At 56.4% G+C, this 25794-nt stretch carries 24 protein-coding genes, 1 pseudogene and 1 riboswitch; of the genes and pseudogenes, 7 read left to right on the top strand and 18 right to left on the bottom strand.

The window, feature by feature from the left end:
• Position 1: 1 nt before the first annotated feature.
• The 4 genes from FQ705_RS11995 to FQ705_RS11980 form a co-directional block, all read right to left on the bottom strand.
• Positions 2–1102, bottom strand: coding sequence for a DUF2817 domain-containing protein (locus tag FQ705_RS11995; RefSeq protein ID WP_144141006.1), 1101 nt, complete (start codon positions 1100–1102; stop codon positions 2–4).
• 66 nt (positions 1103–1168) lie between these two features.
• Positions 1169–1573 carry an ectoine synthase gene (locus tag FQ705_RS11990; RefSeq protein ID WP_144141004.1) on the bottom strand — a complete coding sequence of 135 codons (405 nt, stop codon included), beginning with the start codon at positions 1571–1573 and terminating at the stop codon, positions 1169–1171.
• Between the two features lie 34 nt (positions 1574–1607).
• Complete coding sequence (locus tag FQ705_RS11985; protein ID WP_144141002.1) at positions 1608–2939, bottom strand: amidase family protein; 1332 nt, start codon at positions 2937–2939, stop codon at positions 1608–1610.
• Between the two features lie 3 nt (positions 2940–2942).
• Positions 2943–4088 (bottom strand): branched-chain amino acid ABC transporter substrate-binding protein, encoded by a 1146-nt coding sequence (locus FQ705_RS11980; protein WP_144141000.1) that lies wholly within the window; start codon positions 4086–4088, stop codon positions 2943–2945.
• A gap of 231 nt (positions 4089–4319) precedes the next feature.
• On the opposite strand from FQ705_RS11980, the gene FQ705_RS11975 reads away from it, so the two are divergent.
• Together FQ705_RS11975 and FQ705_RS11970 are read left to right on the top strand one after the other, a co-directional pair.
• Positions 4320–5711, top strand: a complete 1392-nt coding sequence (locus FQ705_RS11975) for a PLP-dependent aminotransferase family protein (RefSeq protein ID WP_260854458.1) — start codon at positions 4320–4322, stop codon at positions 5709–5711.
• Positions 5712–5786: 75 nt separating this feature from the next.
• Positions 5787–5924 (top strand): annotated as a pseudogene (locus FQ705_RS11970) (IS5/IS1182 family transposase); the annotation flags it as partial.
• 114 nt (positions 5925–6038) lie between these two features.
• On the opposite strand, the gene gcvH reads toward FQ705_RS11970, so the two are convergent.
• The 6 genes from gcvH to FQ705_RS11940 form a co-directional block, all read right to left on the bottom strand.
• Positions 6039–6410 carry a glycine cleavage system protein GcvH gene (gene gcvH, locus FQ705_RS11965; RefSeq protein WP_144140998.1) on the bottom strand — a complete coding sequence of 124 codons (372 nt, stop codon included), beginning with the start codon at positions 6408–6410 and terminating at the stop codon, positions 6039–6041.
• Between the two features lie 343 nt (positions 6411–6753).
• Positions 6754–6842, bottom strand: a riboswitch (glycine riboswitch).
• Between the two features lie 339 nt (positions 6843–7181).
• Positions 7182–7913, bottom strand: a complete 732-nt coding sequence (locus FQ705_RS11960) for an ABC transporter ATP-binding protein (RefSeq protein WP_144140996.1) — start codon at positions 7911–7913, stop codon at positions 7182–7184.
• The gene (locus tag FQ705_RS11955) at positions 7913–8689 is read right to left on the bottom strand and encodes an ABC transporter ATP-binding protein (protein WP_144140994.1); all 777 of its coding nucleotides are present in this window, start codon (positions 8687–8689) and stop codon (positions 7913–7915) included. The genes FQ705_RS11960 and FQ705_RS11955 overlap by 1 nt, the downstream gene beginning before the upstream one ends.
• A 20-nt stretch (positions 8690–8709) precedes the next feature.
• A complete protein-coding gene (locus tag FQ705_RS11950; RefSeq protein WP_144140992.1) occupies positions 8710–9879 on the bottom strand; it encodes an ABC transporter permease subunit in 1170 nt (389 codons plus the stop codon).
• Between the two features lie 10 nt (positions 9880–9889).
• Positions 9890–10840 carry a branched-chain amino acid ABC transporter permease gene (locus FQ705_RS11945; RefSeq protein ID WP_144140990.1) on the bottom strand — a complete coding sequence of 317 codons (951 nt, stop codon included), beginning with the start codon at positions 10838–10840 and terminating at the stop codon, positions 9890–9892.
• Between the two features lie 164 nt (positions 10841–11004).
• Entirely contained in the window at positions 11005–12162 is a 1158-nt protein-coding gene (locus tag FQ705_RS11940; protein ID WP_260854456.1) for a branched-chain amino acid ABC transporter substrate-binding protein, read from the bottom strand.
• A 615-nt stretch (positions 12163–12777) separates the two neighbouring features.
• Here FQ705_RS11940 and FQ705_RS11935 point away from each other — a divergent pair.
• Positions 12778–13986: a RidA family protein gene (locus FQ705_RS11935; protein WP_144140988.1), complete on the top strand. Its 1209-nt coding sequence runs from the start codon at positions 12778–12780 to the stop codon at positions 13984–13986.
• 38 nt (positions 13987–14024) lie between these two features.
• Positions 14025–15161, top strand: coding sequence for a M20 family metallopeptidase (locus tag FQ705_RS11930; protein ID WP_144140986.1), 1137 nt, complete (start codon positions 14025–14027; stop codon positions 15159–15161).
• Positions 15162–15482: 321 nt separating this feature from the next.
• Here the strand turns inward: FQ705_RS11930 and benD are convergent, their stop codons facing one another.
• The 5 genes from benD to catA all read right to left on the bottom strand — a co-directional run bounded on the left by benD (position 15483) and on the right by catA (position 20208).
• Positions 15483–16259, bottom strand: coding sequence for a benzoate diol dehydrogenase BenD (gene benD, locus FQ705_RS11920; RefSeq protein ID WP_144140984.1), 777 nt, complete (start codon positions 16257–16259; stop codon positions 15483–15485).
• Positions 16256–17278 (bottom strand): benzoate 1,2-dioxygenase electron transfer component BenC, encoded by a 1023-nt coding sequence (gene benC, locus FQ705_RS11915; RefSeq protein WP_144140982.1) that lies wholly within the window; start codon positions 17276–17278, stop codon positions 16256–16258. Before benC ends, benD begins: the two co-directional genes overlap by 4 nt.
• Before the next feature lie 38 nt (positions 17279–17316).
• Entirely contained in the window at positions 17317–17805 is a 489-nt protein-coding gene (benB, locus tag FQ705_RS11910; protein WP_144140980.1) for a benzoate 1,2-dioxygenase small subunit, read from the bottom strand.
• Positions 17802–19160, bottom strand: a complete 1359-nt coding sequence (locus FQ705_RS11905) for a Rieske 2Fe-2S domain-containing protein (RefSeq protein WP_144140978.1) — start codon at positions 19158–19160, stop codon at positions 17802–17804. Before FQ705_RS11905 ends, benB begins: the two co-directional genes overlap by 4 nt.
• 112 nt (positions 19161–19272) lie before the next feature.
• Positions 19273–20208: a catechol 1,2-dioxygenase gene (gene catA, locus FQ705_RS11900; RefSeq protein WP_144140976.1), complete on the bottom strand. Its 936-nt coding sequence runs from the start codon at positions 20206–20208 to the stop codon at positions 19273–19275.
• Positions 20209–20382: 174 nt separating this feature from the next.
• Here catA and FQ705_RS11895 point away from each other — a divergent pair, with 174 nt between their 5' ends.
• The 3 genes from FQ705_RS11895 to catC all read left to right on the top strand — a co-directional run bounded on the left by FQ705_RS11895 (position 20383) and on the right by catC (position 22909).
• Positions 20383–21306, top strand: coding sequence for a LysR family transcriptional regulator (locus FQ705_RS11895; RefSeq protein ID WP_144140974.1), 924 nt, complete (start codon positions 20383–20385; stop codon positions 21304–21306).
• Between the two features lie 105 nt (positions 21307–21411).
• Positions 21412–22539, top strand: a complete 1128-nt coding sequence (locus tag FQ705_RS11890; RefSeq protein WP_144140972.1) for a muconate/chloromuconate family cycloisomerase — start codon at positions 21412–21414, stop codon at positions 22537–22539.
• 85 nt (positions 22540–22624) lie between these two features.
• Entirely contained in the window at positions 22625–22909 is a 285-nt protein-coding gene (gene catC / locus FQ705_RS11885) for a muconolactone Delta-isomerase (protein WP_144140970.1), read from the top strand.
• An 89-nt stretch (positions 22910–22998) separates the two neighbouring features.
• Here the strand turns inward: catC and FQ705_RS11880 are convergent, their stop codons facing one another.
• From FQ705_RS11880 to fdxH, 3 genes are all read right to left on the bottom strand, one after another.
• Entirely contained in the window at positions 22999–23742 is a 744-nt protein-coding gene (locus FQ705_RS11880) for a YaaW family protein (RefSeq protein WP_144140968.1), read from the bottom strand.
• Positions 23743–24223: 481 nt separating this feature from the next.
• The gene (locus FQ705_RS11875) at positions 24224–24880 is read right to left on the bottom strand and encodes a formate dehydrogenase subunit gamma (protein ID WP_144140966.1); all 657 of its coding nucleotides are present in this window, start codon (positions 24878–24880) and stop codon (positions 24224–24226) included.
• The gene (gene fdxH, locus FQ705_RS11870) at positions 24867–25793 is read right to left on the bottom strand and encodes a formate dehydrogenase subunit beta (protein WP_144140964.1); all 927 of its coding nucleotides are present in this window, start codon (positions 25791–25793) and stop codon (positions 24867–24869) included. The genes FQ705_RS11875 and fdxH overlap by 14 nt, the downstream gene beginning before the upstream one ends.
• Position 25794 lies beyond the last annotated feature (1 nt).

The raw sequence follows: 25794 nt of genomic DNA, 5'->3' as shown, positions 1-25794 counted from the left end.
CCTACCAGGCTGCCAGGCCTTGCGCGGTTGCATTCATGATTTCCACGCCAGTGGAGAGAACTGAGTTCCGCCAAAGGTAGGATACGGGGTTGAGCGAATCCAGCAAATCTGCCCGCATTTGCGCGTAAGCGTCCGACGACAATAGATGACCATAGTCACGTAGCCAAAGGTCCTGTCGAATAGCCATTTCGCCTGCGACCGGTCCGCGAGTTCCCCATTCGATCACCCCTCCCGCCACTTGCGCATGCGGAATAAAACCTCTGATACCGTCAAAGACCAAACCCTTATAGCGTGGCCGATTTCGCCCGTGCGGTCGCGCCGCGACAACGTTGTCCTGCCCCCACCACTTCACGGCCTGCATCTGCTCCTGTGATTCATCGTCCGCAAAGGCTAGAAAGAACGGCTTGCCGTATGCCCCAATACCCGTGTGCCAATCGATGACAGCGACCTTGCTGGCGCGACCGGCGTACAGAAGAACAATCTCCTCGAGTGTTCGGTTCTCCCATGTACGCGCAGCACCGCCATAAAAGATTCCGTCTGGATGTCTGTACTGCCCGCTCGCGATTGCGTCGAAAAGAACGTCATCGCCAACGGTCCCGCGTACATGGTCAAGCGCCAGTTGTGCTTGCGCCCACGCGGCAGGGTCGGCCATGTCAGCGATTAGATATGGATGTATCTGTCGATAGAGTTCGTTATCTGGAGCATTCGCCGTATGGTCGATGAAGTTCCTGTTGAGATCGACACCGTCCTCAGTAGTCCGGATCCCGTGAGAGAAACCATAAGGATTCAATCCATGAATCAACACGATGCCGATCTCACCAAGCAACCTCGGGTCTATCCGATTGCGCAACCATGCAACTTGCAATGCCGCACCGGCGAAACCCTCTAGACCGTGTGTGGCGCTGATCATCACAAACTGACGAGGACTGTGCCGGTTGCCTACCAGACCAACATCAATAGCCAATTCTTCCCCTTCTACGCCGCGGCCAGAAGGACACTCGTAACTGGCGAAATCGCCGGCCGCATCGTTGACGGCGTCGCGAAACTTCGTCCTCGCCGCCTGATAGCTGGCAGAGAAATAGTCGGTGTATCTAATCAGCATGCGTATTCCGTTGCATGACAGTCAAGCTTTAGAACCGCTCGCAGGGCACACATTCACTCTTCGAAATCAGCCCTGCGTGGTCGAGTTGCTCGCAGGCGCAAAGCTTCCGTCCGCACGATGGGTTTCTCCTCCCGCGAGCGCTGGATTGAAAACGCATACAAGACGCAAATCGCCTTTGATCGCACGCAGGATATGACGATCGTGCTTGTCTAATACATAGATCGAGCCAGGCTTGATCTCGTAAGTCTTTCCCGTCGCAAGGTCTACAACCTCGCCGAGACCCTCGAAGCAATAATTCGCCTCAATATGATGTTTGTATTCCATTTCGATTTCGGAACCTTCTGGCACGGTCGTATCATGCACGGAGAAACCAACGCCGTCACTTGCAACAATCAGCCGTTTGCTGTCCCAGCCCTTTCCCGACGCATGTCTATCAGTTCCCACTGTCGATACCACGTCTCTCACGATCATTTTGCTTTCCTCCAGTTACCTGTTGATGGTCGTCCTATGCGAGCGCGTGCTCGACTCGTCTACTAATCGATAGCAAGTGGGCATCGTCGCGACGACGCCCGGTCAGCATGAGACCGAAAGGCCCCGCATCCAGCGCTCCAAACGGAAGCGCGATGCTCGGCACATCGACTCGATTAGCCAGTTCTGTAAGGCTGAACACCAGTGCGTTAATGCGCAGATATTCGTCCTTCTCCACGATGTCATCTACGCGCGGAGGGATAATCGGAACCGTCGGCGTCAACAACGCGTCGTAATCGGCGATTTCTTCGTCGAAAGTGTGAGCGAAACTTCGCAGCGCGGTTTTACCCTCGATGTAACGGTGCGCAGAAACATCTTGCCCCGCAAGTATCCGCGGGCCCACCAAGGGGTCGTATTTTGCGAACCTCTCATGAATCCACTTTCCATGATACGCATACGCGTCGGCTACGATGATGCCGCTCTCGGCCGCGATGCGAGAGGGCGTTGTCAGATCTGTGAAAACACGCTCGACGATATTTGCACCGCATTGCCTCAGTTTCTCTACAGCTCGCTCGAACGCTCGAGCAACCGCATCGTCGCTGCGTTGTAACGCAAAGTTTCCCGGCACGGCGAAACTTATACCGCTCAAAAGCTGCGCACGCGGGACGTCCTTATGTTCAGACACCATACGTTGCCCGTATAACTGCAACGCTTCGACGACACGCTGCATCGTTGATACGTCCCGGGTGATGAACCCAGGCGAATCGAAGCTGGTTGAAAGCGGGATACATCCTTTTTCCGACAACACGCCCTTCGATGGCTTAAAACCTGTCAGTCCGCAGAACGCCGCTGGTATTCTGACCGAGCCACTTGTGTCCGTTCCAAGCGCGATATCTGCAAGTCCGATAGCCACAGCCACCGCGCCGCCCGAGGTCGATCCGCCCGCGACGCGTTCCCGACATGTATCGAGTGGCGTACGCGGTGTGCCTGTTGTCGTGTTGATTCCGAGTGCGCCGAAAGCAAACTCCGTCATGTTTGCATGTCCGACGAGCGACGCGCCAGCCTTACGCAACGCTGCGACCACGGGCGCGTCAGCAGCAGCCGACGGCTCGTGAGCTAGCACTCCGGATGCGGCGTCGGTCACCCAACCGCGAACGTCAAAGCAGGCTTTGGCAGCCAACGTCAGCCCCGCGAGTGCTAGACCAATACCCGCGCGAAACAGGGTATCGGAGGCGATCGCCTCGGCACGAGCAGCTGCGAAACGCGTCCTGAGCAGAATCTGCCCGATGTCAACGCAATCGACGCTCGCGGACTCGGCACGTTCGACTGCCGTCAGACTTACGCCATCCTTATCGAAGGTATGCCCCATGTTTCAACGCGCCTTGAGGATTGCGATATCCTGCCAGCGCTCCTTATTCAAGCGATAGATGGTATACGGGGAATTGGCCAGATCACCCTTGGCATCGAATGCTATCGGGCCGGTGATCCCGTTCACTTGCGTTGCCTTCACAGATTCGAGCACCTTGGCGGATTGAAATGATTGCGCCTTCAGCACGCCATTGACGATGACTGTTGCCGCATCGTACGCGTAAGGCCCCTGAAAACCTTGGAGCGACGTCTTGAATCGGGCCTCATAGCGTGATCCGAAGTCCGTAGACGGCATTTTTTCCGGCGGCAGTCCCGGCTGGATGGACACAGAGCCGTCACCCGCGCCCTTTGCCATGTTCAGGAAATTGCTGTTATTGAAGCCCTCACCGACCAAGGTCGCCGTCAATCCAAAACTGCGCACACGCCGCACGAACTGACCTGCCTGAGCGTCGAAACCGCCAAACACGATGACGTCCGGGTTCACCCCCTTGAGCTTGGTGACAATGGAACTGAAATCCACCGTCTTATCGGTTACGTATTCATGGGTAACAACATTCGCGTGGCGGGCACGTAAGGTCTGCTCGACACGATCAGCGAGTCCACGTCCGAAATCGGTTTGGTCATCAACGATGGCGATACGTTTGCCCTGCAACGAATCGATTACGTACCCTGCCAAGGTCTCGCCGGCAACTGCGTCCTGACCAACCACACGGAATGTGGTCGCTAGACCTTGCTGCGTATAGGAGGCCCCTGTGGAACTGGGGCTTACCTCGGCGATTTTCGCGTCATCGTATGTTTTCGCAGAGGCGATACTACAACTTGAATTGAAATGCCCCACGACGCCGACCACGCCGAGATCGCTGAAACGCTGGGCGATCTGCGTCGCAATTCGAGGATCCCCCTGATCATCCTGTGCCTCAAGTTCAAAACGTACAGTCCGGCCGTTCACCTGCACAGCGCGCTTGTTCGCATCTTCAATGGCCAGGCGCGCTGCGTTTTCCATTTCTTTACCATCCGCCGCGGAGCTGCCCGTAAGTGGTGCGGCAAAACCGATCTTGACGACCTGATCGTCAGCGCGGACTAACCCGGCCTCAGCCAGGAAGGTGAAAGATAGGACAAGTCCCAAAAACAGGCTAGACGGACGCTTCATTTGTGCTCCGATAATAGACGGCAGGCGTTGGTCAAAGAGTACATCACACATTTAATTGTATGTATATTATTTGCATACAATATTTCGGACAATCATGCCGGGTGAGCTACGAACACGCAACTAAGCCTTTTTCATAAGGGTATAACAATAAAAAGGAAAAAAATATTGATCGCATGTGGCGAACGAAGATTTAACATACAATTTATAAATTGTATGTTAACAGGAAAAATTATGAACACTGTCTGGACGCCCAGAGTCGAGAAATGCGACAAACCGATCTATCAATGCATCGCGGACGCCTTAGCAGCAGATATCGCATCGGGCAAGCTCAATCGCGGCGACTTGCTGCCTCCTCAGCGCACGCTAGCGAGACTTCTCGGAGTCGACTTCACGACAGTCACACGCGCCTATAAGGAAGCACGTCAGCGCGGGTTGATCGAGGCGCGCGTCGGACAAGGCACTTTCGTGCGCTTCCAGCGAAACACTGCGCCTACGCCGTCGGTAGACGCGCTGATCAACATGATGGTCAACTCTCCTCCAAGCCTCGTGGAGGCCGATTCTGACGGGCACGTTCGCAATCGATTGACCCAGTCCAAAGTCCCATTCGATGCAGACACCTTCATGCGCTATCAACCGCCGGCAGGCACCTCCCGTCACCGCGACGCAGGTGCGGTCTGGCTCGCGCAAAGAATCAAAGACGTTGCAGCGGACAGATTGCTCGTCTGCCCAGGAACTCAAGGCGCCCTGCTCGTCGTCATGACGCTCCTCGCCGGAAAGGATGATGTGATCTGTGTGGAAGCGTTGACGTATCCAGGTTTCATTTTGCTCGCCCGGCATCTAGGAATACGGCTCATTCCGGTTGAAATGGACGAACATGGCGCTACACCGCAGTCATTGGCCAATGTCTGCGAGCAGCACCGTCCGAAAGCTTTCTATTGCATGCCGACGTTGCACAATCCGACTGCCCTCAGCATGCCCTTGAAGCGCCGACAGGCCATCGCGAGCGTGCTCCGCAAATTTCAGATACCGCTAATCGAAGACGACAATTACTGGCCGCTTTTCCCCGATGCCGTGGATGCTCCCGCGCCCCTGTCCACGCTCGTACCAGAACTCGCGTTTTATCTCACGGGTCTGTCCAAGTCGCTGACGCCTGCAATGCGCATTGCGTACATGGTTACCCCCGACCGACTGGCTGCGGAACGAGCCGCAGTGGTGCTGCGCGCGACCGCATCGATGGCATCGCCGCTCAATGCGGAATTGGCTACACGCTGGATCGAGGATGGCACGGCGACGGCCATTCTCACGACGATCCGGCGCGAAGTCGCGGAACGCCAGTCGCTAACGCAGCACGCGTTGTCCGGTTTGCTTCAAGCTACGGACACGTGCGCTTTTCATGTATGGTTGCGACTTCCCGCGCAGTGGACACGCGCGGCATTCGCCGAACAGTTGCGTGCGAGCGGCATCAGCGTCGCTTTGAGCGACGCTTTTTCTGTCGGCCCCGTCCCCGAGGCGGTACGGCTCTCGCTCGGGGGGCCGGAAACGCGTTTGGATCTCGCACATTGCCTCGAACGTATCGCTATGCTGCTGAAAACCGGATCGTCGGCATCAAGCGTCATAGTTTAGGTTTCCGCGCTCTCCCCAAAACCGCTAGCTTAGAGCGTGTTAGCCACCTGGTGTGAGACCTGGTATCCTGGCGGGATGAAAAAAGCAAACCACAAAGGGCGCCCGACCGACGTGTCCGACGAAGAATGGAGCCTCGCGGCCGCCTATCTGAGGCTGACGGACGTCACGGCTCCGGAGCGCAACTGTGAATTGCGCGACATATTTGACGCGTTACTCTAGATGGCTAGGTCCGGCGTGCCCTAGCAGATGCTGCCCAATTAGTTCCCAGTTGGACACTCAGAGGCGTCGCAGTTTCGCTCATTGTCTTTCTTCCATGAGTGATGCGCTTTAGCTAACGAAAGAAGCGTAGGACCCTTCAGTCATCAACGAATCCAACGAAGACGGATCGGCTAGCGAAATTCGAAAGAGCCACCCTACGCCCGGCGGATCTTCGTTAGCCGCCGACGGCTGGTCGCGCAAAGTCTCATTGACCCGAACGATGGTTCCTTCGATCGGCATTTTGATTTTACCGGCGGTCTTGACCGACTCGACAACGGCAGCCTCGTCGCCAGCCACAAATGACATTACTACTGCAGTCAGATCGACAAAAACGAGATCTCCGAGCTGCTGCTGCGCGAACGTCGTGATACTCACCGTGACCGTTCCGTGGGATTCAAGGCGAAGCCATTCATGATCCTCTGTAAATCGTAATGCGTCCATGTCTCCAGCTCCCCAGCTCCCCAGTAGATTAGAGGTAATGTACGTTGCTGTAATTTTCAGCGATATTTCCTCGAGCCGGCACTGCCGTCTGGCCAAGCAAGCGGTGGGCGAAAAATACGAACGCACGCCTGAATCAGGCCAATGAGCTGCCGAGCCAATTCGCTGCGAACTGAAAAACGAAAAATGTCTTGAATGTAAGCACAGCACGCGCGGACAGGACAGGCACCTGACATCAAGTCAGTAACCGCCCCCTCTGTCCGTGTGCCTGACAGATTGTGGCGTCAGCTCGGTGAACTGACGATCTTTCTTCGGCGAGGCACTTAGACCTCCCCTCCAGAGGGCTTTCGGTGTGACGGTCCTTTTGTCTGAGAGTTTCTGGGGCGATAGCTCTTTCGCGCCGTCCCGTTAGAAGGTCTCTCCGGTCACACTGCCCGAGACAAAAAGGATTGTCGAATCTGAATTGATTCTAGCGATCATCAAGAATCATTTGCGATGCATTCCTCCATAATTTCGAAATAGACCAAATCTGAGCAGATAGTGAAAACAAAAAAGTTCTTGTCGTCGAGACAACGCGTGGAGGGGTACATTCGACACTACCGCGTCTCCGGGACGTGGTTCGCATAGCCCGCCTCAATGTCGCTTCGATGCTTGCTACGAAGCTATAGCCGAATTCGGCATGGCATTAGCACGATGCTGAGCATAGACCAACAGCCACCGCAACCATGCCTTCGAGACGTTGCTTGGCCGCGGGCACCCCGTCACGCTCCCGCATCACTCTCCCAAGTAAGCCGCGCGTACCTTCGGATCGTCCAGCATGATATTTGCATCCCCACTCATGGACACTGAGCCAGAATCAATGACGTACCCGCGGTCAGCGGCCTGTAAGGCCAAACGCGCATTTTGCTCCACCAGAAGCACCGTCATCCCTTCTGCAGAGATCGTGCGCACGACTTCAAATATCTTTTCGACCATAATCGGTGATAGTCCCATCGATGGCTCATCCAGAAGGAGCAACTTGGGACGAGACAGCAGCGCTCGAGACATTGCGAGCATTTGCTGCTCGCCTCCTGATAGCGTTCCGGCAAGCTGCGTTGCCCGTTCTTTTAATCGAGGAAAGAAACCAAACATCCGCTCCGTATCCAACTGGATCTGTTCCGCGTCTTTCCGTAGATACGCACCCATCTGCAGGTTTTCCAGGATGGTCATTCGAGCAAATATTCCGCGCCCCTCCGGGACCATTGCCAAGCCAGCGCGTAGCAGTTCATGCGGAGGTACGCCTTTGGTGGATTCCCCGAAAAATTCGATGCTACCGCCGCCCCAATCCTTAAGATTGGTGATTGCACGCATCGTAGTCGTCTTCCCGGCGCCGTTCGCACCAATAATTGCGACCAGTTCACCCTGCTTCACGTCTATATCGACACCTTTTACGGCGTGTATTCCACCGTACGCAACCTGAAGGCCGCGAATTTTCAGCACCGAATTCTTCGCTTTGGTTCCGTCCATTAGTGCACTCCCGCGCCGAGATAAGCTTCGATCACACGCTCATCTTTCTGAACATCGTGAGGCGCCCCTTGCGCAATCACCTTTCCGTAGTCGAGTACTGTCATCTGATTGCACAAGCCCATAATCAACTTCACGTCGTGTTCGATGATCAGAACTGTCTTTCCGTCTTGCCTGATCTTGTCGAGCAGGCGCGTAAGCTCCAGCTTCTCGGTTGCATTCATTCCGGCAGCCGGTTCGTCAAGCGCAAGCAGTTTTGGATCTGTAGCCAACGCACGCGCAATTTCCAGCCGACGCTGGTGCCCGTAAGAAAGATTTCGCGATGTATAGTCCGCATATTGCAATACACCGACATATTCGAGCAACTCGAGAGCACGCTCCTTAATTTCGCGTTCCTCCTGTCGCTCCGCCGGTGTCTGAAAAACGGCACCCAGCAAACCGTGTCTGGTACAGACATGGCGTCCGACCATGACGTTTTCCAAAGCTGTCATCCCTCCAAACAGACGGATGTTCTGAAATGTTCTTGCTATTCCTGCCTTTGCCACCTGGTAGACTGCGGTTGGCGTGTAGCGCTCCCCATCAAGCTTGAACTCGCCAGTATCGGGGATATAGAGGCCCGTAATCACGTTGAAGAAGGTCGTTTTGCCCGCACCGTTCGGGCCAATCAGCCCGTAGATCGAGCCCTCTTCAATTTCCAGGCCAACGTCTGACAGCGCCTGCAGGCCACCGAACCGCTTGGTGACTCCCTTCACGGACAGACGAATTTTCTTTTCGATCATGGTTTTCTCTCCTGTCCACCTTAAGCACGCGCCGGCTTTCGCCCGCCACGCTTAGCCAGTTTTGCGATTTTGTCCTCATGTTTGGCTGCCGGCCACAGGCCCTCCGAGCGATATAGCATGATGACCACCATCGCAAGTCCATACAGCAACTGGCGAATCACTTCGGTATCTATGATTTGATGGCCGAAGATCGCGTTTTGAAGTGGACCCATTGAAGAACGGAGGAACTCCGGAAATACGGCGAGCAGAACCGCTCCAAGAATCACCCCGGGGATATGCCCCATGCCTCCTAGCACCACACACGCCAGTACCACGACAGATTCCCAGAAGGTAAATGACTCTGGAGAAACAAAGCCCTGGAAGGCGCCAAACATTGCACCTGAAAGGCCACCGAATGACGCACCCATCGCGAACGCGAGCAGTTTTACGTCGCGGGTGTTTATTCCCATTGCCTTGGCGGCGGTTTCATCCTCTCGGATTGCGGCCCAAGCGCGACCGATACGAGAATGCTGGAGTCGCGTGCAGACCCACACCACGAGCAACGCGCAGAGAACGAACAGGTAGTAATACATGTACACAGACGGGAACGAAAAATCGCCGAATGTATGCGTCTGCGCGAGGCTAAAACTGCCCACCGACACCGGATCGATTCCCGTGATTCCCTTAGGGCCATTTGTGATGTTCACCGGGCGATCGAGGTTATTCATAAAAACTCGAACGATTTCTCCAAAGCCAAGCGTGACAATCGCAAGATAGTCGCCCCTCAAACGCAACGTCGGCGCACCGAGGAGTACCCCAAAGATTGCCGCGAGCGACATTGCCACGGGCACGGTAATCCATATGGGGGTATGAAGGCCACCGGGAAACAGATGCGCAATCCATTCGAACTGAGAGGTCAAATGCGGTGATGAGAGCATTGCCGCTGTGTAGGCGCCGATGGCGTAGAAGGCGATATAGCCCAAGTCCAAAAGCCCAGCAAAACCAACTACTACATTTAGACCAAGTGCCAACATCACGTACAGCATCGCGAAGTCGAGCACACGTACCCAGTAGTTGCCGCCCAGGGCACCAATTATCACGGGCGCTGCAATCACGAAGATCGCAGTCGTTATGCCAACCGTAAGCATTCTCGTCAGGTTTTTTTCGGGGAGGAGCGTCGTAGACGGTTCAATCGGTTTAATAGATGTCATATTATTTTCCTCAGGCCCGGTCCGCAACACGCTCACCGAGCAAGCCCGACGGACGAAACACCAAGACAACGATCAACACAATGAAGGCAAAAACATCTTGGTAGTTACTTCCGAATACCCCACCGGTCAAATCGCCGATGTAACCCGCGCCTAATTGCTCGATCAGACCGAGCAGCACCCCGCCCACCATCGCCCCGCCCAGGTTACCGATGCCTCCGAGCACAGCTGCCGTAAAGGCTTTCAAACCGGGAATGAAACCCATGTAAAAATGGGCGTTGCCGTATTCGGACGCGATCATCACGCCGGCGAGCGCAGCCAACGCCGAACCGATCATGAACGTTGCGGATATGACAAAGTTCGGGTTCACCCCCATCAGGCTCGCGTTACCCGGATTTTCTGCGATGGCGCGCATGGCTCGACCGAGTTTCGTTCGGTGCACAAGTAGCAGCAAAGCGCCCATGACCGCAAAAGCCACAATGATAATCACAATTTCTGTCATGGAAATCACAGCGCCTGGCGCGGTATTCGTTGCCTCAATGACATTGAGCGGGTCCGTTGGCAACAGCTGTGGGAACGCGAGCGGGTTTCGTGACCAGATCATCATTGCCAGCGTTTGCAATAGGATCGACACGCCGATGGCAGTAATAAGAGGCGCAAGTTTCGGCGCCCGCCTGAGCGGGCGATATGCCACCCGTTCGATCGTGTACCCGAGCACTGAACATACAACTGCGGCGATCACAACGGCAATGACAAGCATGATGGGCCCAGGAAGGCTTGGCAGATGGTTTTGAAGCACGGAAATCGCCGATAGCGCTACAAGCGCTCCGACCATCAGTACATCACCATGTGCAAAATTAATGATGCCGAGAATGCCGTACACCATCGTGTAGCCGAGCGCAATGATTGCGTAGACGCTACCTAGTACAAGCCCATTGAGGATCTGCTGGACAAGAATGTCCATGAGTAGTCTCCGTTTATCGATCCATGTGTCGAGCCCAACCGGCGTGCCGTGCTCTCACCATCTCCAGCCGCGAAATGTCTCCGATTCGCGTGCCGGCGTTGGATCATTGTCTAAAGGTGGTCCGGCAGCGAATGCGCCGGATCGCCGATACTGCGGCGAGATGACTAGTTCGCTGCGTCCTTCACGGGTGTCATGGACGAGTTCTTGAAGGTATAAACGGTGATGGGCGAGTTTTTCAGGTCGCGGTTCTCGTTGAACGAGTAATCACCCGCAACGCCTTGCTGATCCACTTTGAGCAGTGCCGCCCTCACCTTTTGCACATCTATCGAGTTGGCACTCTTCACCGCCGCCGCGAGCAACATGACTCCGTCGTACATTGATGAACTGTAAGTGAGCGGATCGATGTTATAACGCTTGGCATATTCAGCCTTGAAATCACGCCCCGCTTTCGACGACTCCAGAACTGGGCCGCCGAGTGCACAAAAGGCGCGACTGTCGACAGCGCTGCCCGCCAGCTTGCCAAGTTCATCGTTACAGATCGCATCCCCTCCGAGGAGATACTGCGTCATGGCGAGGCGCGTCATTTGTTTGAGGAGTGGACCGCCTTGCGAATAGTAGCCACCGTAGAAGATGCCATCTGGCCGTTGCGACTTGACCTTAGTCAAAATTGCAGAGAAATCAGTTGCCTTATCCGACGTATACTCGCGGTCGACAATCTCTATGCCGTTCGCTTTGGCCGCCTTCACAAACTCATCGGCCACCCCCTGACCGTATGCAGTACGATCGTCAATAACCGCCATCCGTTTCAACTTGAGGTTTTTCGAAGCGTACTGCCCCATCTTGGCACCAATCTGTGAATCGCTTGCCGCGATCCGGAATACGTTGGGGAGACCTTGAGCGGTGATCTGAGGATTCGTGGCGACCGTCGCCATCAGGACGCCCGAGTCGTTGAGCAGTTTTGACGTGGGAATCGCTACACCGGAGTTGTACGGTCCGAGAGCAAGTTTAACGCCTGAATCAATCATATTTTGGGCGACAGTCATGCCCGTACGAGGGTCTGCCGCGTCATCCACGGAAACCAGTTCGAAGCGGACTTTCTTCCCGTCGGCAACGATACCTTGGGCGTTGACCTTGTCGAGTGCCATTCGCGCGCCGTTTTCATCGTCTTTCCCGATGGCCGCCTGCGGGCCGGTCAGGGGACCTGTAATGCCAACCTTGAATACCTGGTCTTCAGCTGCCGTCGCAGAACCGGTAGCGAGAAACGACAGTGCGAGCAGCATGGATGCAAAATACGGCGAACGATTTGTGAGTTTCATCTTCATCTACCATCATCTAAGTGATCGGACAAAGTTATCGTCGTGGTCTATCTTCAGACGTTCTGACGGGTCCCCTCTTTTCGCTCGGCACCCACAGCCATATGCCGTAAGGTTCGAACTTGGGAATATTCTTTGCAAACAAAAATAAAGAAAGAATGAGGACGTTCCGAAGTCCACTTCGGTGAAGGTCAAACCAAGCATCGCGCGACCGTTTAGTCTGAATCCTATGCTTCGTGTCGGGCCCACCGGGCGGGACGATGCACAGATTCACGTGGCTTGTGGGACATGCATCACCGAATTTCAGGATGTCGAACCCAATTCTTCGGGTCGCGAATCCGATTTGCGCACAGAAGATATTCTCCGGCTCAACTGACCATGGCCTCGTCACATCGACCGTCGACGAGCACATGATCCCCGCTCAGGATCGGATTTTGTATACGACGTCGAGAGTGAGAGTGTCTTGGGTTCAGGTCGACCGGCAAGGACATTCCTGAACGGGTTTCGGAAACGCCCAACTTAACTTCGGTATCGGCTGATGTTCCGCGCAGAGGCTTCCCGCTAAATTACAGCACTAATAGGCGCTAAGCCTGACTGAAACCATGCTAACTCGCGGAGATTTCTGTGGAAGACAAAGGGTCCCTCTTATTCAAGCTCGCGACTTTGCCGAAAACTGTTGTAAAGAACCGCGCCTTTGGTCGACATCTGTTCGTAGGAGGTGCGTTGCCCGTAGACAGCCACGGGAAGCTTATCGGCGCCGGAGATATTGAGGCGCAAACGCACGCCGCTTTCCAGCAACTCCAACGGGCCGTTGAGGAGGCGGGGTTTCGCATGGGGGACCTAGTCCGACTCAACACCTATTACGTGTATGAAGGCGTCGAAGAAGACGCGACGGTCTACTGGGAAAAGATGACGCGAGTACGCCTTCAGTATTTTCCGGACCCCGGGCCGGCCGCAACGGCCGTACGGGTGAAAGGCATGGGCATCTCGGGAGCGATGATCCAATTTGAGGCCGAGGCGGTTTCGACACCACTTGAAGCCAGAAAGAGAATCATGCCAGCTAAAAGCTGGGACTGGAGTATCCCTGTTCCGCTGTCACAGGGCTGGAAGGTCGGAAATCAGGTATGGTCCGGCGGTCAGGTTTCAGCAGATGAAGCGGGCCGCGCGACTGCACTCGGTGATGTAAAGCTACAGACCAGAAATGTGCTTGAACACGTCCGGAACGTACTTAAAGATGCCGGCGGTGATTTTTCTCACGTAACTCAGATCAAAATCTGCTACCTCCACGACGGAGATGACGCCGCGTCTGAACAGCGCCTGAGTGAAATGGTCACTGAGGTGTCGGCAGCCTGCGGTGGTACTTTGCCTCCAATGACCGCATTCGGCGTCAACCTGCTGTACGAAGGGCTTGTTCTTGAGATCGACTGCACCGCAGAAATCAGTGACCGCCCCCAACTCCGCTTTTCGGGTCTAGGCGCAAACAATCTCAATCGCTCCAGTGGTACCCAAGCATTGCGCATCGGTCAGCAATTGCAAATTGGCGGTGTCAGCCCCCAGCCGCAATCATTCGCGTCCGATTGCGTCACCGCGCTCGCTCGCATCTCCGCTCAACTATCCGAGTCCGGCACCGACCTCTCCGCACTTTCACATCTCCACGTTTTTGTGAGTGGTGAGGAGGTAAATGAATCACCAGACCGCGCACTTGCGCGATTTACAAGCGCACTCGAGCAGTTGTGCACCAGCAGCATCCCTCCGTTCACGTTCGTGAGAGTAAATGGACTACCGTCAAACGCAAGCATCGAGGTCGACGCGATAGCGGTGCTCCCGGAGTAGCAGTAACAGGTCCAGCAAACGATAGGAACAGTCTGAACATGAACGCAAGCGGCCTCGCGGTCGAACTCACGCAAGCACTTGTCCGATGCAACACAGTAAATCCGCCCGGCAACGAGTCGGATTGTGCGGCGTTGCTCGCGCCAATCCTGAAAGGCGCTGGTTTCAGCATCGTATCGCACGATCTTTCGCCAGGAAGAACGAACCTGGTGGCGTACATGGGTACGGGGCAAGGCCAGCCGCTCTGCTTTGCCGGCCATATGGATACCGTCCCTCTAGGACGCACCGAATGGAGCAAGAGTGCGTTCGGCGGAGAGATAGTCGACGGGAAGCTTTTTGGGCGTGGTAGTAGCGATATGAAATCGGGGATCGCGGCATTCGTCGCAGCCGTACTCGAATGCCGGGAGGAACTAGCGGCTGGGCCAGGCGTCGTGCTGCTCCTGACGGCAAGCGAAGAGACCGGTTGCCAAGGGGCCGCGTCCTTGCTTCAGAGCCAGGTCGAAATGCATCGAGCAGGCGCCGTCATTATTGGCGAGATGACCGCGAATATTCCGCTAGTGGGGAATAAAGGGGCTCTATGGATGCGCCTCGCGATGCGGGGAAAGAGTGCTCATGGCTCAATGCCCGAAAATGGTATCAACGCGCTATACAAGGCCGGGCGCGTGTTGGCGCGGCTTCAACAATATCGGTTTCAGGCTGAAGACCACCAGATTCTTGGCCGGCCGACATTGAGTGTTGGCACTTTGAATGGTGGTGTTGCAATCAATATTGTGCCGGACTATGCAGAATTAGGTTTGGATGTGCGTACAGTTCCAGGTGCAACCCACACGGAAGTCAAAGAGTCCCTTCGCTCCCACTTGGGAGATGACGTGGACGGCATCGAGCAGGTGCTGGACCTCCCTAGCGTGTTCTCTGAACCTAATAATGCATGGATCGCATCGGTGTACGCAACTGTACTTAGGGAGACTGGTGTGGCAGCCACACCGCAGGGGGCTAGCTACTACACCGACGGTTGCGTGCTACAACGGGCATTTCCGAATGTGCCCATCGTCATCCTTGGACCTGGCGAGCCGGCGATGGCCCATCAGACTGATGAGTATTGCCGGGTAGATCGCATCGAGGCGGCAGTTAGGATTTATCGGTCACTCATAGTAGATTGGCAGCGGAACCGTTTTTGATATCTTCCCCGCCCTCAGCCTGCGGCTGCCACGCTGGGCGCGGAAAGGACGAGGATTCCCACTGCCAGACGGCGACGTCCCGCCGCGAGAATATTTTGTGCCGAGTTGATATCGCGATGACGATATGCACCACATTCTAGGCAAGCCAATTCTCTTATATTTGACGATGACGAACGGTTCACCATCGTCGAGAAGAATGGCGAGCCGGGCGATATCGTCGGCTCGATTGGGCAGCGCGGAAACAACCGCCCGTGTTGATTGCTCACGAATCCCGTTAGACAACGCAAGCTTCTTGACGCCCAGAAAATGCCCGCAGCACGATCAACCGGTATCGCCGCCCGCCACGGGCAACACCGTGCCTGTGATATAACCCGCCTCGTCCGAAGCGAGGAACAGAATCGGCGCGGCCTGCTCGTCGATGCTGCCGTAGCGTTTGAAGAAGGTCGATTCAGTGACCTGTTTCACCGCTTCGCCCATCCAGATTTTTTCCTGCTCGCTATCGCCGATCGCGTTACGCGGGACACGTCGCGGCGGCGCATCGGTCCCACCCGGCGCGGTGGCGACCACGCGGATGTTGTGCTCCGCGTATTCCATCGCCAGCGACTGCGTGATCGCGTTCACACCGCCCTTCGCCGCCGAATACGGAACGCGGCGGATCCCGCGCGTGGCATTCGAGGATACGTTTACGATCGTCCCGCCTCCACGCTCGAGCAGATACGGCAAGACCGCATGACAGGCGTACAGCGTCGGCATGAGGGAGCGCCGAATTTCCGCATCGATCTGCGCAGGCTCGAACTCGGCGAAGGGACGCATGCGAATCGCACCACCCACGCCATTGACCAGAATGTCGATGCCGCCGAAGGTGCGCGCGGCGAAGGCCATCGCCGACGCGGCGCCTTCGTATGTTTCGAGGTCGGCAACAAACCCTGCCGTGTCCGCGCCGTGCGCTTCGGCGGCGACTTCCGACACGAAGTCGGCGCGGTCGACGAACAGCACCTTGCCGCCTTCAGCGGCTGCGCGAAGCGCTACCGCGCGACCGATGCCCTGCGCGGCGCCCGTGACCACCACGACCTTGCCGGCGAATCGTTGCGTGCTCATGCGGTCCTCGGAGCTGCGTTGGGAGTGAACTTCTCGTAGTGGAAGCTGTTGGGCTTCACGCCGTTGTCGTCGAAATGCTTGCGCACCGCATCGACCATCGGCGGCGGGCCGCACAGGTACACGTCCACGTCGCCATCGTTGACGGCCTCCGCCGGCATGTGCTGCGTCACCCAACCCTTGCGAGGATGAGTCGACTCCGTATCGGCCACGACCGTGCTGTATGTGAAATTCGGCAGCTTCGCCACGTAGGTTTCGATTGCATCGACCTGCACGAGGTCGAGGTCTCGCGTGACGCCGTAAATCAGATGGACTTTCTGCTGCGAATTCGTGCGAGCCAGCACTTCAAGCATCGACAGGAACGGCGCCAATCCCGTGCCGCCGGCGAGGAACAACAACGGCCGCTCGACCGCGCGCAGATAGAAGCTGCCGAGCGGTCCGGTCAGTTCGACCTTGTTGCCTGCCTGCGCGGATTCGAGCCAGGTGCTCATCACGCCGCCAGAAATTTTCTTGATCAGAAAACTGATTTTCGATTCGCCCGGTGCCGACGAAAAAGAATACGAACGGTGCTGACCGCTGCCGGGAACGTCGATGTTGACATACTGGCCTGGCAGAAATACCGGCGCGGCCGCTTCCACATCCAGCTCGAGCACGATGGCCGCATCGTTGTGCGCTTCGACCTTCGTCACGGTCGCGGCGAACTTGCTTTGCTCGGTCTTGCATGCAGTGGACGATGCCGGCACCGCAATCACACAATCGCTTTCCGGCACCATCTGGCAGGTGAGCACGAGACCGCCTTCCTTCTCATCCTCGCTCAACGCATCTTCGATGTAATCGTCGCCCAGGTCGTAGCTTCCGCTCTCGGCGCGGCACTTGCAGGTGCCGCACACGCCATCCGAGCAATCCATCGGCAGATTGATTTTGGCGCGAAAGGCGGCGTCGAGCACCTTCTCGCCCGCCTTGCATGTGACGAAGCGGGTCACGCCGTCTTCAAAATTCAGTGCAATGTTGTAGCTGGACATGTTGTCTCCTGTACTTCTCTATTCCGCGGTGTTTGCGCTCAAACGTGATAGACGTCGAGTACCTGGCGGATGTAGTCGTCTTTCAACACGATGCGCTTGTAGCAGATCAGCAGTTCATCGTTGACCTTGCGCAGAGTGACGAACATCGTGCCGAAAAACTGGTCGGTTGTTCTGTAACGGTGGCTGAGCGTGTTGAAGTTGTAGCGCACGTCCACTTCGTTCCCGCGCTCGGCCAGCACTTCCACATTGGTAACGTTGTGACTGGTTCGCGGTTCAGGCATCGACGCACTGCTGCGCTCGGTCTTGATGCGGAACACACGGTCTTCCAAGCCGCCACGGTCCGGGTAATACATCAGCGAAATCTGGCTCTCGTGGTCGTCGGTGAGCTGGTCGTCGTCATCCCACGCCGGCATCCAGTACGTGACGTCCTCGGTATAGCAGGCAAGCCATTCGTCCCATTGACGGTCGTCGAGCAGGCGCGCTTCGCGGAACAGCGTGGCGCAAACTTTCTGGTGATCGAAGCTCATGCCACGGCCTCCCCTTGTTCCTTCCTGAGTGCGTCGCGCATCACGTGGACCCAGTACTCGTGCTGACATACGAACAGGCCCTCGTCTTCGCTGCGCTCGCCTGAAATGAGTGGCTTAAGGCCCATATTTTTTGCATTCGCGTCGGCTCCTTCGACCCACAGCGGCGCGCCGCGCGACAGGTCGTTCCACATTGCAGTGGTGCCGGCATAGCCTGCCTGGCAGGCACGGAATTCTTCGAGGTCATCCGCGGTGCCCATGCCCGAGACGTTGAAGAAGTCTTCGTACTGGCGGATACGCGTAGCCCGGTCGGATGCGCTCTCGCCCTTCGGCGCGAAACAGAAGATGCTGACTTCGGTCTTGTCCACGCTGATCGGACGTACGACGCGAATCTGCGTGCTGAACTGGTCCATCAGGAACACGTTCGGATAAAGACAAAGATTGCGTGTCTGGTTGACGATGAAGTCCGCCTTCACCTCGCCCACACGTGCCTTGATTTCGTCGCGGTATTGATAGACCGGCCGCACTTCCGGGTTCATCGTCTTGGTCCACAGCAGGATGTGGCCGTGCTCGAACCCGTACACGCCGGCGACCGACTTGCTCCAGCTGTTCGCATCTACTGCCTTGGTGCCCTCGACCTTGCGCCGGTCCATCGTCGCGGCATAGTTCCAGTGCACAGTGCTGACGTGGTAACCGTCGCAGCCGTTCTCCATCTGCATCTTCCAGTTGCCGTCGTAGATATACGATGAATTGCCGCGCAACACTTCCAGCCCGTCCGGGGCCTGGTCGACGATCTGATCGATGATGACCCTCGTCTCGCCGAGGTAGTCCTCGAGTGGAATCGCGTCCGCGTTGAGCGTGCCGAACAGGAAGCCGCGATAGCTCTGGAAACGTGCGACTTTTTTCAGGTCATGCGAGCCGTTGGTATTGAATTGAATCGGATATTCGGTGGTCTTCACGTCTTTGACTTTCAGCAGCTTGCCGGTGTTGGCAAAGCTCCAGCCGTGGAAAGGACACGTGAAAGTGCCTTTGTTGCCGTGCTTTTTACGGCACAGCATCGCGCCTTTGTGCGCGCAGGCATTGATGACCGCGTGCAGTTCACCGCTTTTGTCGCGAGTTATCACGACAGGCTGGCGGCCGATCCAGGTGGTGTAGTAGTCGTTGTTATTGGGAATCTGGCTTTCATGCGCGAGATATACCCAGTTGCTCTCGAAGATATGCTTCATTTCGAGTTCGAACACTTCGGCGTTCGTGAAGATGTCGCGGCGGCAACGGAATACACCGTTTTGCTTGTCGTCCTGAACCGCGGTGTGCAGCAGTTCATCGAGTTGCGAGGCTTTGTCGAAAGTTGCGGACATGAGTGCTCTCCTACGCATGCTCCGGGTCATGGAGCACGCGCATCAGTGTCGAAAGATTCTTGCGAAGGATTGAGCGGCAGCAGTGGTATGACGCAGCGGCCGCGTTCAGCGGTCAGGCGCCGAGAGACACGCGCGGGCGATGCACGAGCTGGTTATCCTTGCCCTGAATCAGCGGAGTCAACTCGATGTCGAACTGGATTTCCTTATACGCATCGGTCTTCATTCCCAGCGCAGCGCCGCCGGTCTTTTCAACCACGTGGGGAATCAGATCTTCGCGAGTTGCGTAAGCGAAGTCGTCCCAGATCAACGGGTCGCCCTCGATGTTGATTTGCGTCGTCAGCTTGCGGGACTTGTCGGAGGTGACGAAGAAGTGCACATGCGCCGGGCGGTTGCCATGGCGGCCGAGCACGTCCAGCAATTGCTGGGTCGCGCCATGCGGCGGGCAACCGTAGCCTACCGGCATGAGCGTACGGAACTCATACTTGCCGTCGGAGCCGGTGCTGACCGCGCCGCGCAGGTTGAACTCGCTCTGCGCGCGGGTCGGGTCGAAGTGCGAATAGAAGCCTTTCGAATTGGCGTGCCAGCATTCGACCAGCGCCCCCGCAACGGGCTTGCCATCCGGGCCGGTTACCGTGCCGCGGATCACCAGCGGGCCGGCATCCTCGTCCGGATCGATATCGATTCTCGACACGCCTTCGCGCACCGGCGCACCGGCGACATACAGCGGACCTTCGATGGTGCGCGGCGTGCCGCCGGTAATTTCAGCCGCCCTGTCCTCCGCGTCCATGCGGATGTCGAGGTATTTCTCCAGACCGAGACCGGCAGCCAGCAGCGCAGCTTCGCCGTCCTGACCGAGCTTGTTGAAGTAGTGGACGCCGGCCCAGATTTCGTCGGGCGTCATGTCGAGGTCGTCGATGGCCTTGAACAGGTCGCCAAGCAGGCGATTCACGATCTGCCTGGCGCGAGCACCGCCGTCCTGGCTGCTCACGTTGGTAGCAGCCTTCAACAGGTCTTGCACTTCCTTCGTATCGAACACTTTGACGCTCATGTCTGCTCCTGAATCTCTATTTTCTGATGGGGTAAACCCTTGGTTTAGCGCCCGTTTGAATATGCCTGAGAGGTATAATGGGTGCTGAAACAGAGTGTGAATGCAGAATAATGGACGCCAGAAGACCGCGTCCAACACTGATTTAGTATCGGTCTATATCTACGAGGTATTGAAATGGAACTACGGCATCTTCGCTATTTCGTCGCCGTAGCCGAGGAACGCAATTTCACGCGCGCGGCCCAGCGGCTGAACATGGCGCAACCGCCTTTGAGCCGTCAGATCCAGCAGCTCGAAGAGATTCTCGAGGTGCAGTTGTTCCAGCGTGATTCGCGTCCGTTGAAGCTCACCGAGACGGGTAAATTCTTTTATGCTCACGCCGTCCAATTACTGGCTCAGACGTCCGAACTGGAATCCATGACGCGCCGCGTAGGCAACATCGAGCGCAGCCTCTCGGTCGGTTTCGTGGGTTCGACGTTGTATGGAATGCTGCCGAAAATCATCCGGCGCTTTCGCGACGAGAACACTACCGTCGAACTCAGCCTTCACGAGATGTCGACGATGGACCAGATTCGAGCACTCAAGGACGGTCAGATCGATGTCGGGTTCGGCCGCATTCGGCACGAGGACGCCAACATCCGCCGGGTGATTCTCCGCGAAGAGAAGATGATCGTTGCCTTCCCGGAGGGCCATCCACTCTCACTGGCCAAGCCCGTCCTCGCACTCAGTGACCTCGTCAACGAAACGCTGATTATTTTCCCCAAGGCGCCGCGCCCCAGTTATGCAGACCAGGTGCTGTCGGCATTCGAAGACCGCGGTCTCAAGCCTCGCCGGATCTATGAAGTGCGGGAGTTGCAGATTGCGCTAGGCCTCGTAGCAGCGGGCGAAGGAATTTCTGTCGTCCCGAGCAGCGTGTACGGCCTGAAGCGAGACGATGTGAGCTACAAAGAACTGGACGACCCCACGCTGGTTTCGCCGATCATCATGAGCATGCGTGCGCTCGACGAGTCGCGCGACATTCGGGAAATGCTTGAACTCATCTATCGGCTGTACGACGAGGAAAAGATACCCCATGCACCTCGTAACGATGTTGGGCGGTGATATCCGCTATACCCCGGAGGTATGACACTAGACGCCGACGGTGTTGGACAGGGGGTTATTGCGCACGCAATACTTCAGCAACCCCTCAACTCCAACATTCCAGGTATGAACGCCCAAATCACCTCCGTCGAAGCGATTCTGGTTGACCTCCCAACCATTCGCGCGCATCAGCTAGCCATGGCGACGATGCAGCAACAAACCTTAGTCATCGTCCGTCTGCGCTCGAGCGATGGCATCGAAGGCATTGGCGAAGCGACTACGATTGGCGGCTTGTCGTACGGCGAAGAGAGTCCCGAAGGCATCAAGCTGACCATCGACACTTATCTTGCACCTGCAATCGTTGGCATGGACGCGACCAACATCAACGACGCCATGCTCAAACTGAACAAGGTCGCCCGCGGCAACCGGTTTGCCAAGTGTGCAATCGAGACAGCTTTGCTGGACGCTCAGGGCAAGCGCCTCGGCGTTCCCGTTTCAACGCTTCTTGGCGGCGCTGTCCGCAAGACGCTTCCGGTCCTGTGGACGCTCGCAAGCGGCGATACCCAACGCGATATCGACGAAGCGGAAACGCTGCTCGCCGAACGTCGCCACAACACTTTCAAGCTGAAGATCGGCCGGCGTAGCGTTCGTGATGACGTAGCGCACGTGTCGACAATCAAAGCTGCACTCGGCGACCGCGCCAAAGTCACCGTCGACGTAAATCAGGCCTGGAATGAGGCTGACGCAGCGCTGGGCATCGAAGCGCTCGAAGCTGCCGGCATCGACCTCATCGAGCAGCCCACTCCGCGAGAGCAGCGCGGCGCACTCGCGAGACTTGCATCGCGTTTTATCGTACCCATCATGGCCGACGAAGCGGTGACAGGCCCGGAAGATGCCCTTGAACTTGTGCGCGGCGCCTGCGCGGATGTGTTTGCGCTGAAGATCGCGAAGTCCGGCGGAATCTACGGAATGATGCGCACAGCCGCCATTGCGGATGCAGCCGGCGTGTCCCTGTATGGCGGCACGATGCTTGAGGGCAGCATTGGGTCGATTGCATCGGCACATGGATTCAGCGCGCTCCCGCAACTTGCTTGGGGTACCGAACTATTCGGACCGCTCCTGTTGAAGGATGACATCGTCACAATGCGCCCGCAGTATCGGGACTTTGATCTTCACCTGCCGGAAGGTCCGGGTCTAGGTCTCCATATCGACGAAGAGAAACTGGCTTACTACCGGCGTGACAAAAACGTTTGAGGCTGGACATTCAAGGCAAAACCAACTACCCCGCATTTTTCTGCCGGCTCACCGGCTGGAAGAGGCACATTCATGAGGATGAATCATGCTTTACCTTGTAAGAATGGATGTACACCTACCCCAAGAGATGCCAGCAGTGCAGGCTAACGAAATCAAAGCTCGCGAAAAGGAATACTCTCAGGATCTTCAACGGCAAGGGAAATGGCAGCAGCTACATCGCATCGTCGGAGAGTATGCGAACTACAGCATTTTCGACGTTGAGTCGCATGACGAATTACACACTATTCTTTCAAGTTTGCCGCTCTTTCCGTACATGAAGTTGGAAGTGACCGCACTCGCGCATCATCCGTCATCGATTCAGAGCTCTTAAGCGTTGTCAGTTTGACGGTCGGTTTCCACGAGGTACCGTGCCCGGCCACTCTAGGCCCGAAAGTCGTAGGCTCGACCGAACGAGCGGTGTCAAGCGGGGTTCGGCCTGAGCATCATCTTCTGTCTCATGTGGGCGATCTGAATGACACATGGAACTATCACGCGATAGGCCGGGCTCGCGAGGTCGAGCACCACCCATATACCCGTGATTGCCAAACCAAGGGGACCAGCCAGCACAGCCAGTCCTTCGGACAAGGTAGATGAACCTATAGCCAAGACGACACCACGGCCGATCAGATGACTCATCGTGGCGCCCGCTACAACTGCGGCAAGCCGGTAAGACGCAACACCCGATAGCCCTAGCGTAGCAATTAACGCCGCGAGGGCCGCCGGACCCATTCCCGGACGATATATCGCACCAATCGACTGGAATAAGGTCATCCTGTCCTCTTCGCTCATCCGACCGATCAAATGCTCAAAAAACTTCCGGACAATGGCCAGTTCGATTTCAGCGCAGTCACTCCCCGTTGTTTTCGCCGCGCCCAAGTGGTTAGCGACTTCCGACAAAAGTGTTTTGTAAGAGACGCCGTCGCCGCCGCGGAAGATGTTCATCAGCGAGTTTCCACCAAATCGCGTCAGTTCCTCGGCTACCATAGCTCGGGCTAGTTCAGATACCCCGGTCTCTTTCGCCATAGTCAATCGATGGCAGACAGAGGAAGAAAGAGAGATGCGCCCTTTGCCATTGTCGGTAATAACATCAATCAAAAATTTGACATCCTCGTCGGTCGCACTTAGGAGGACGTCGGCAAGATCGGGGTCTCGGATGATTGACATGTCGCGACTCCTTTGAAATGCGAGTGTGACTATTCGTCGATACGGCGGTTACTTGGTAGCGTCAGGGTCGACATTGCGTTCACCGTCGTGACGAAATATCAAGGTGCGGCACTTGAATCAGACAAGTTACCACTTTCCATTCCGTCGCTCGAGTGGCTGACTCCGTACGATCCGCTCGTACTTCGGGGCGCGCGTTGGAATGTACTCGACAATCGCACAACATATTGTTCGATTGGGAATTCCATCTTCAACCGGTCCGCATGCGACCCTCGGTTGCTGGGATCAGACGATTCTTGCTGTCACCAATCAAGCTACTTTTCTTGGCGAATACTCGGGTCTGGTTTGAGGAAAGGCAGACGTCGATTTCGATCCTTCGGCAATGCGTCGCTGGACTGAACCGGTTGCACCTGGGCCCGAGCACCAAGGGCTCAATTGAAAAATTGCGGTTCAAACGAAGCTTCGGCCTTCGGCCCGAAATAATTCACTTCCCGATGATCTCCTTGAACCATCGCGGATGGTGCTTTCTCGCCCAACCCAATGTCACGGTCCCGCGCGTCATAGCACCTATCGCCCCCTTGATCCAAAACGCCGCATAGACATGCACGACGATTCCCACGATAAGTACGAATGCTGCAGTTGCATGAACTACCGCTGCGAACCGAATGATCTCGATCGTGAAGTAATACGAAAAATAGCGACGCCAAATCACGATGCCACTGGCTAGCAACAGTATCAGACATGTCACCATCGTGAAGAACAGGAGCTTCTGCCCGGCGTTGTATTTGCCGATCTCCGGCAGCTTTTCCTCCCGGTTAGCGAGCACATCTTGTATCTGCATCATCCACTGGATGTCGCCACTGTCCAGGTAGTTGTGGTGCCAGAATCGAAGCCCGAGAATCAGGAATGAAAGAAACATCACGCAGCCAATGAACGGATGCAGAATTCGCGTCCACTGCCCCCCACCCAGCAAAGCATAGAGCCACGACATCGCCGGATGAAACATCGCAAGTCCAGACAATGCGAGCAGCACGAAACTGATCGCCGTGATCCAGTGACTACTCCGCTCGTTCGGTGTGTAGCGAATGATCAGCCTATTACCATTCATGTCGCGAAGATCGGTCAGTTCATCGGGTTTCATCTGTGCGCTCCCTGCGGGCTTCATCCGATGCGTGCTCCGCCTCGACTTCCTCGGCCGCACTCACTTCGTTTGGTCCAACTCGCGTGTAGTGGAAGAAGCCTGCGAGCGCCGCGAACGCGATGCCCGCAAGCGCGAGCGGTTTCGCTATCCCCTTCCACAGATACACCATAGCGCTGATCTTCGGGTTCAGCCGGAGTCCGTGATAAAGCATCGGACGGTCGGCATGATGTAGCACATACATCACGTGCGTGCCGCCCACACCCACTGGGTCGTACAAACCTGCATTCTCGAAGCCGCGCTCCTTCAGATCCACGATTCGATCTGCGGCCTGTTGTTTCATGTCTTCCTTGGTCCCAAACATGATGGCGCCGGTCGGGCATGTCTTCACGCAAGCGGGTTCCTGACCGACTGCGACGCGGTCCGAACACAGCGTGCATTTATAGGCCCGATTGTCCTGCTTGGAGATTCGCGGGACGTTGAACGGGCAGCCGGTCACGCAGTACCCGCAACCAATGCAGTTTTCCTCGTGAAAATCCACGATGCCGTTCGTGTACTGCACGATCGCCCCCGGCGACGGACATGCCTTGAGACAGCCGGGATCCTCGCAATGCATGCAACCGTCCTTGCGGATCAGCCACTCGAGATCGCCCTCGGCGTTCTCGTACTCGGAAAACCGCATGACGGTCCACGAATGCTCGCTCAGGTCTCGCGGGTTGTCGTAAATGCCAGTGTTGTTACCGATCTCGTCGCGCAGATCATTCCATTCCATGCACGCGGTCTGGCATGCCTTGCAGCCGATGCATTTTGATACGTCGATCAGCTTGGCAACTGCTCCCGCAACCGGCACCCTATCGCCCGCCGGGGGTAATGTGGTCGCCGACACGCGCTTGATGTCGAGTGATTGCAACGCCATC

The organism is Paraburkholderia sp. BCC1884, assembly GCF_900996225.1.
In the GTDB taxonomy this organism is placed as follows: Bacteria; Pseudomonadota; Gammaproteobacteria; order Burkholderiales; family Burkholderiaceae; genus Paraburkholderia.
The sequence above is the reverse complement of the archived record's forward strand: the minus strand, read 5'-3'. Positions and strand labels throughout refer to the sequence as shown.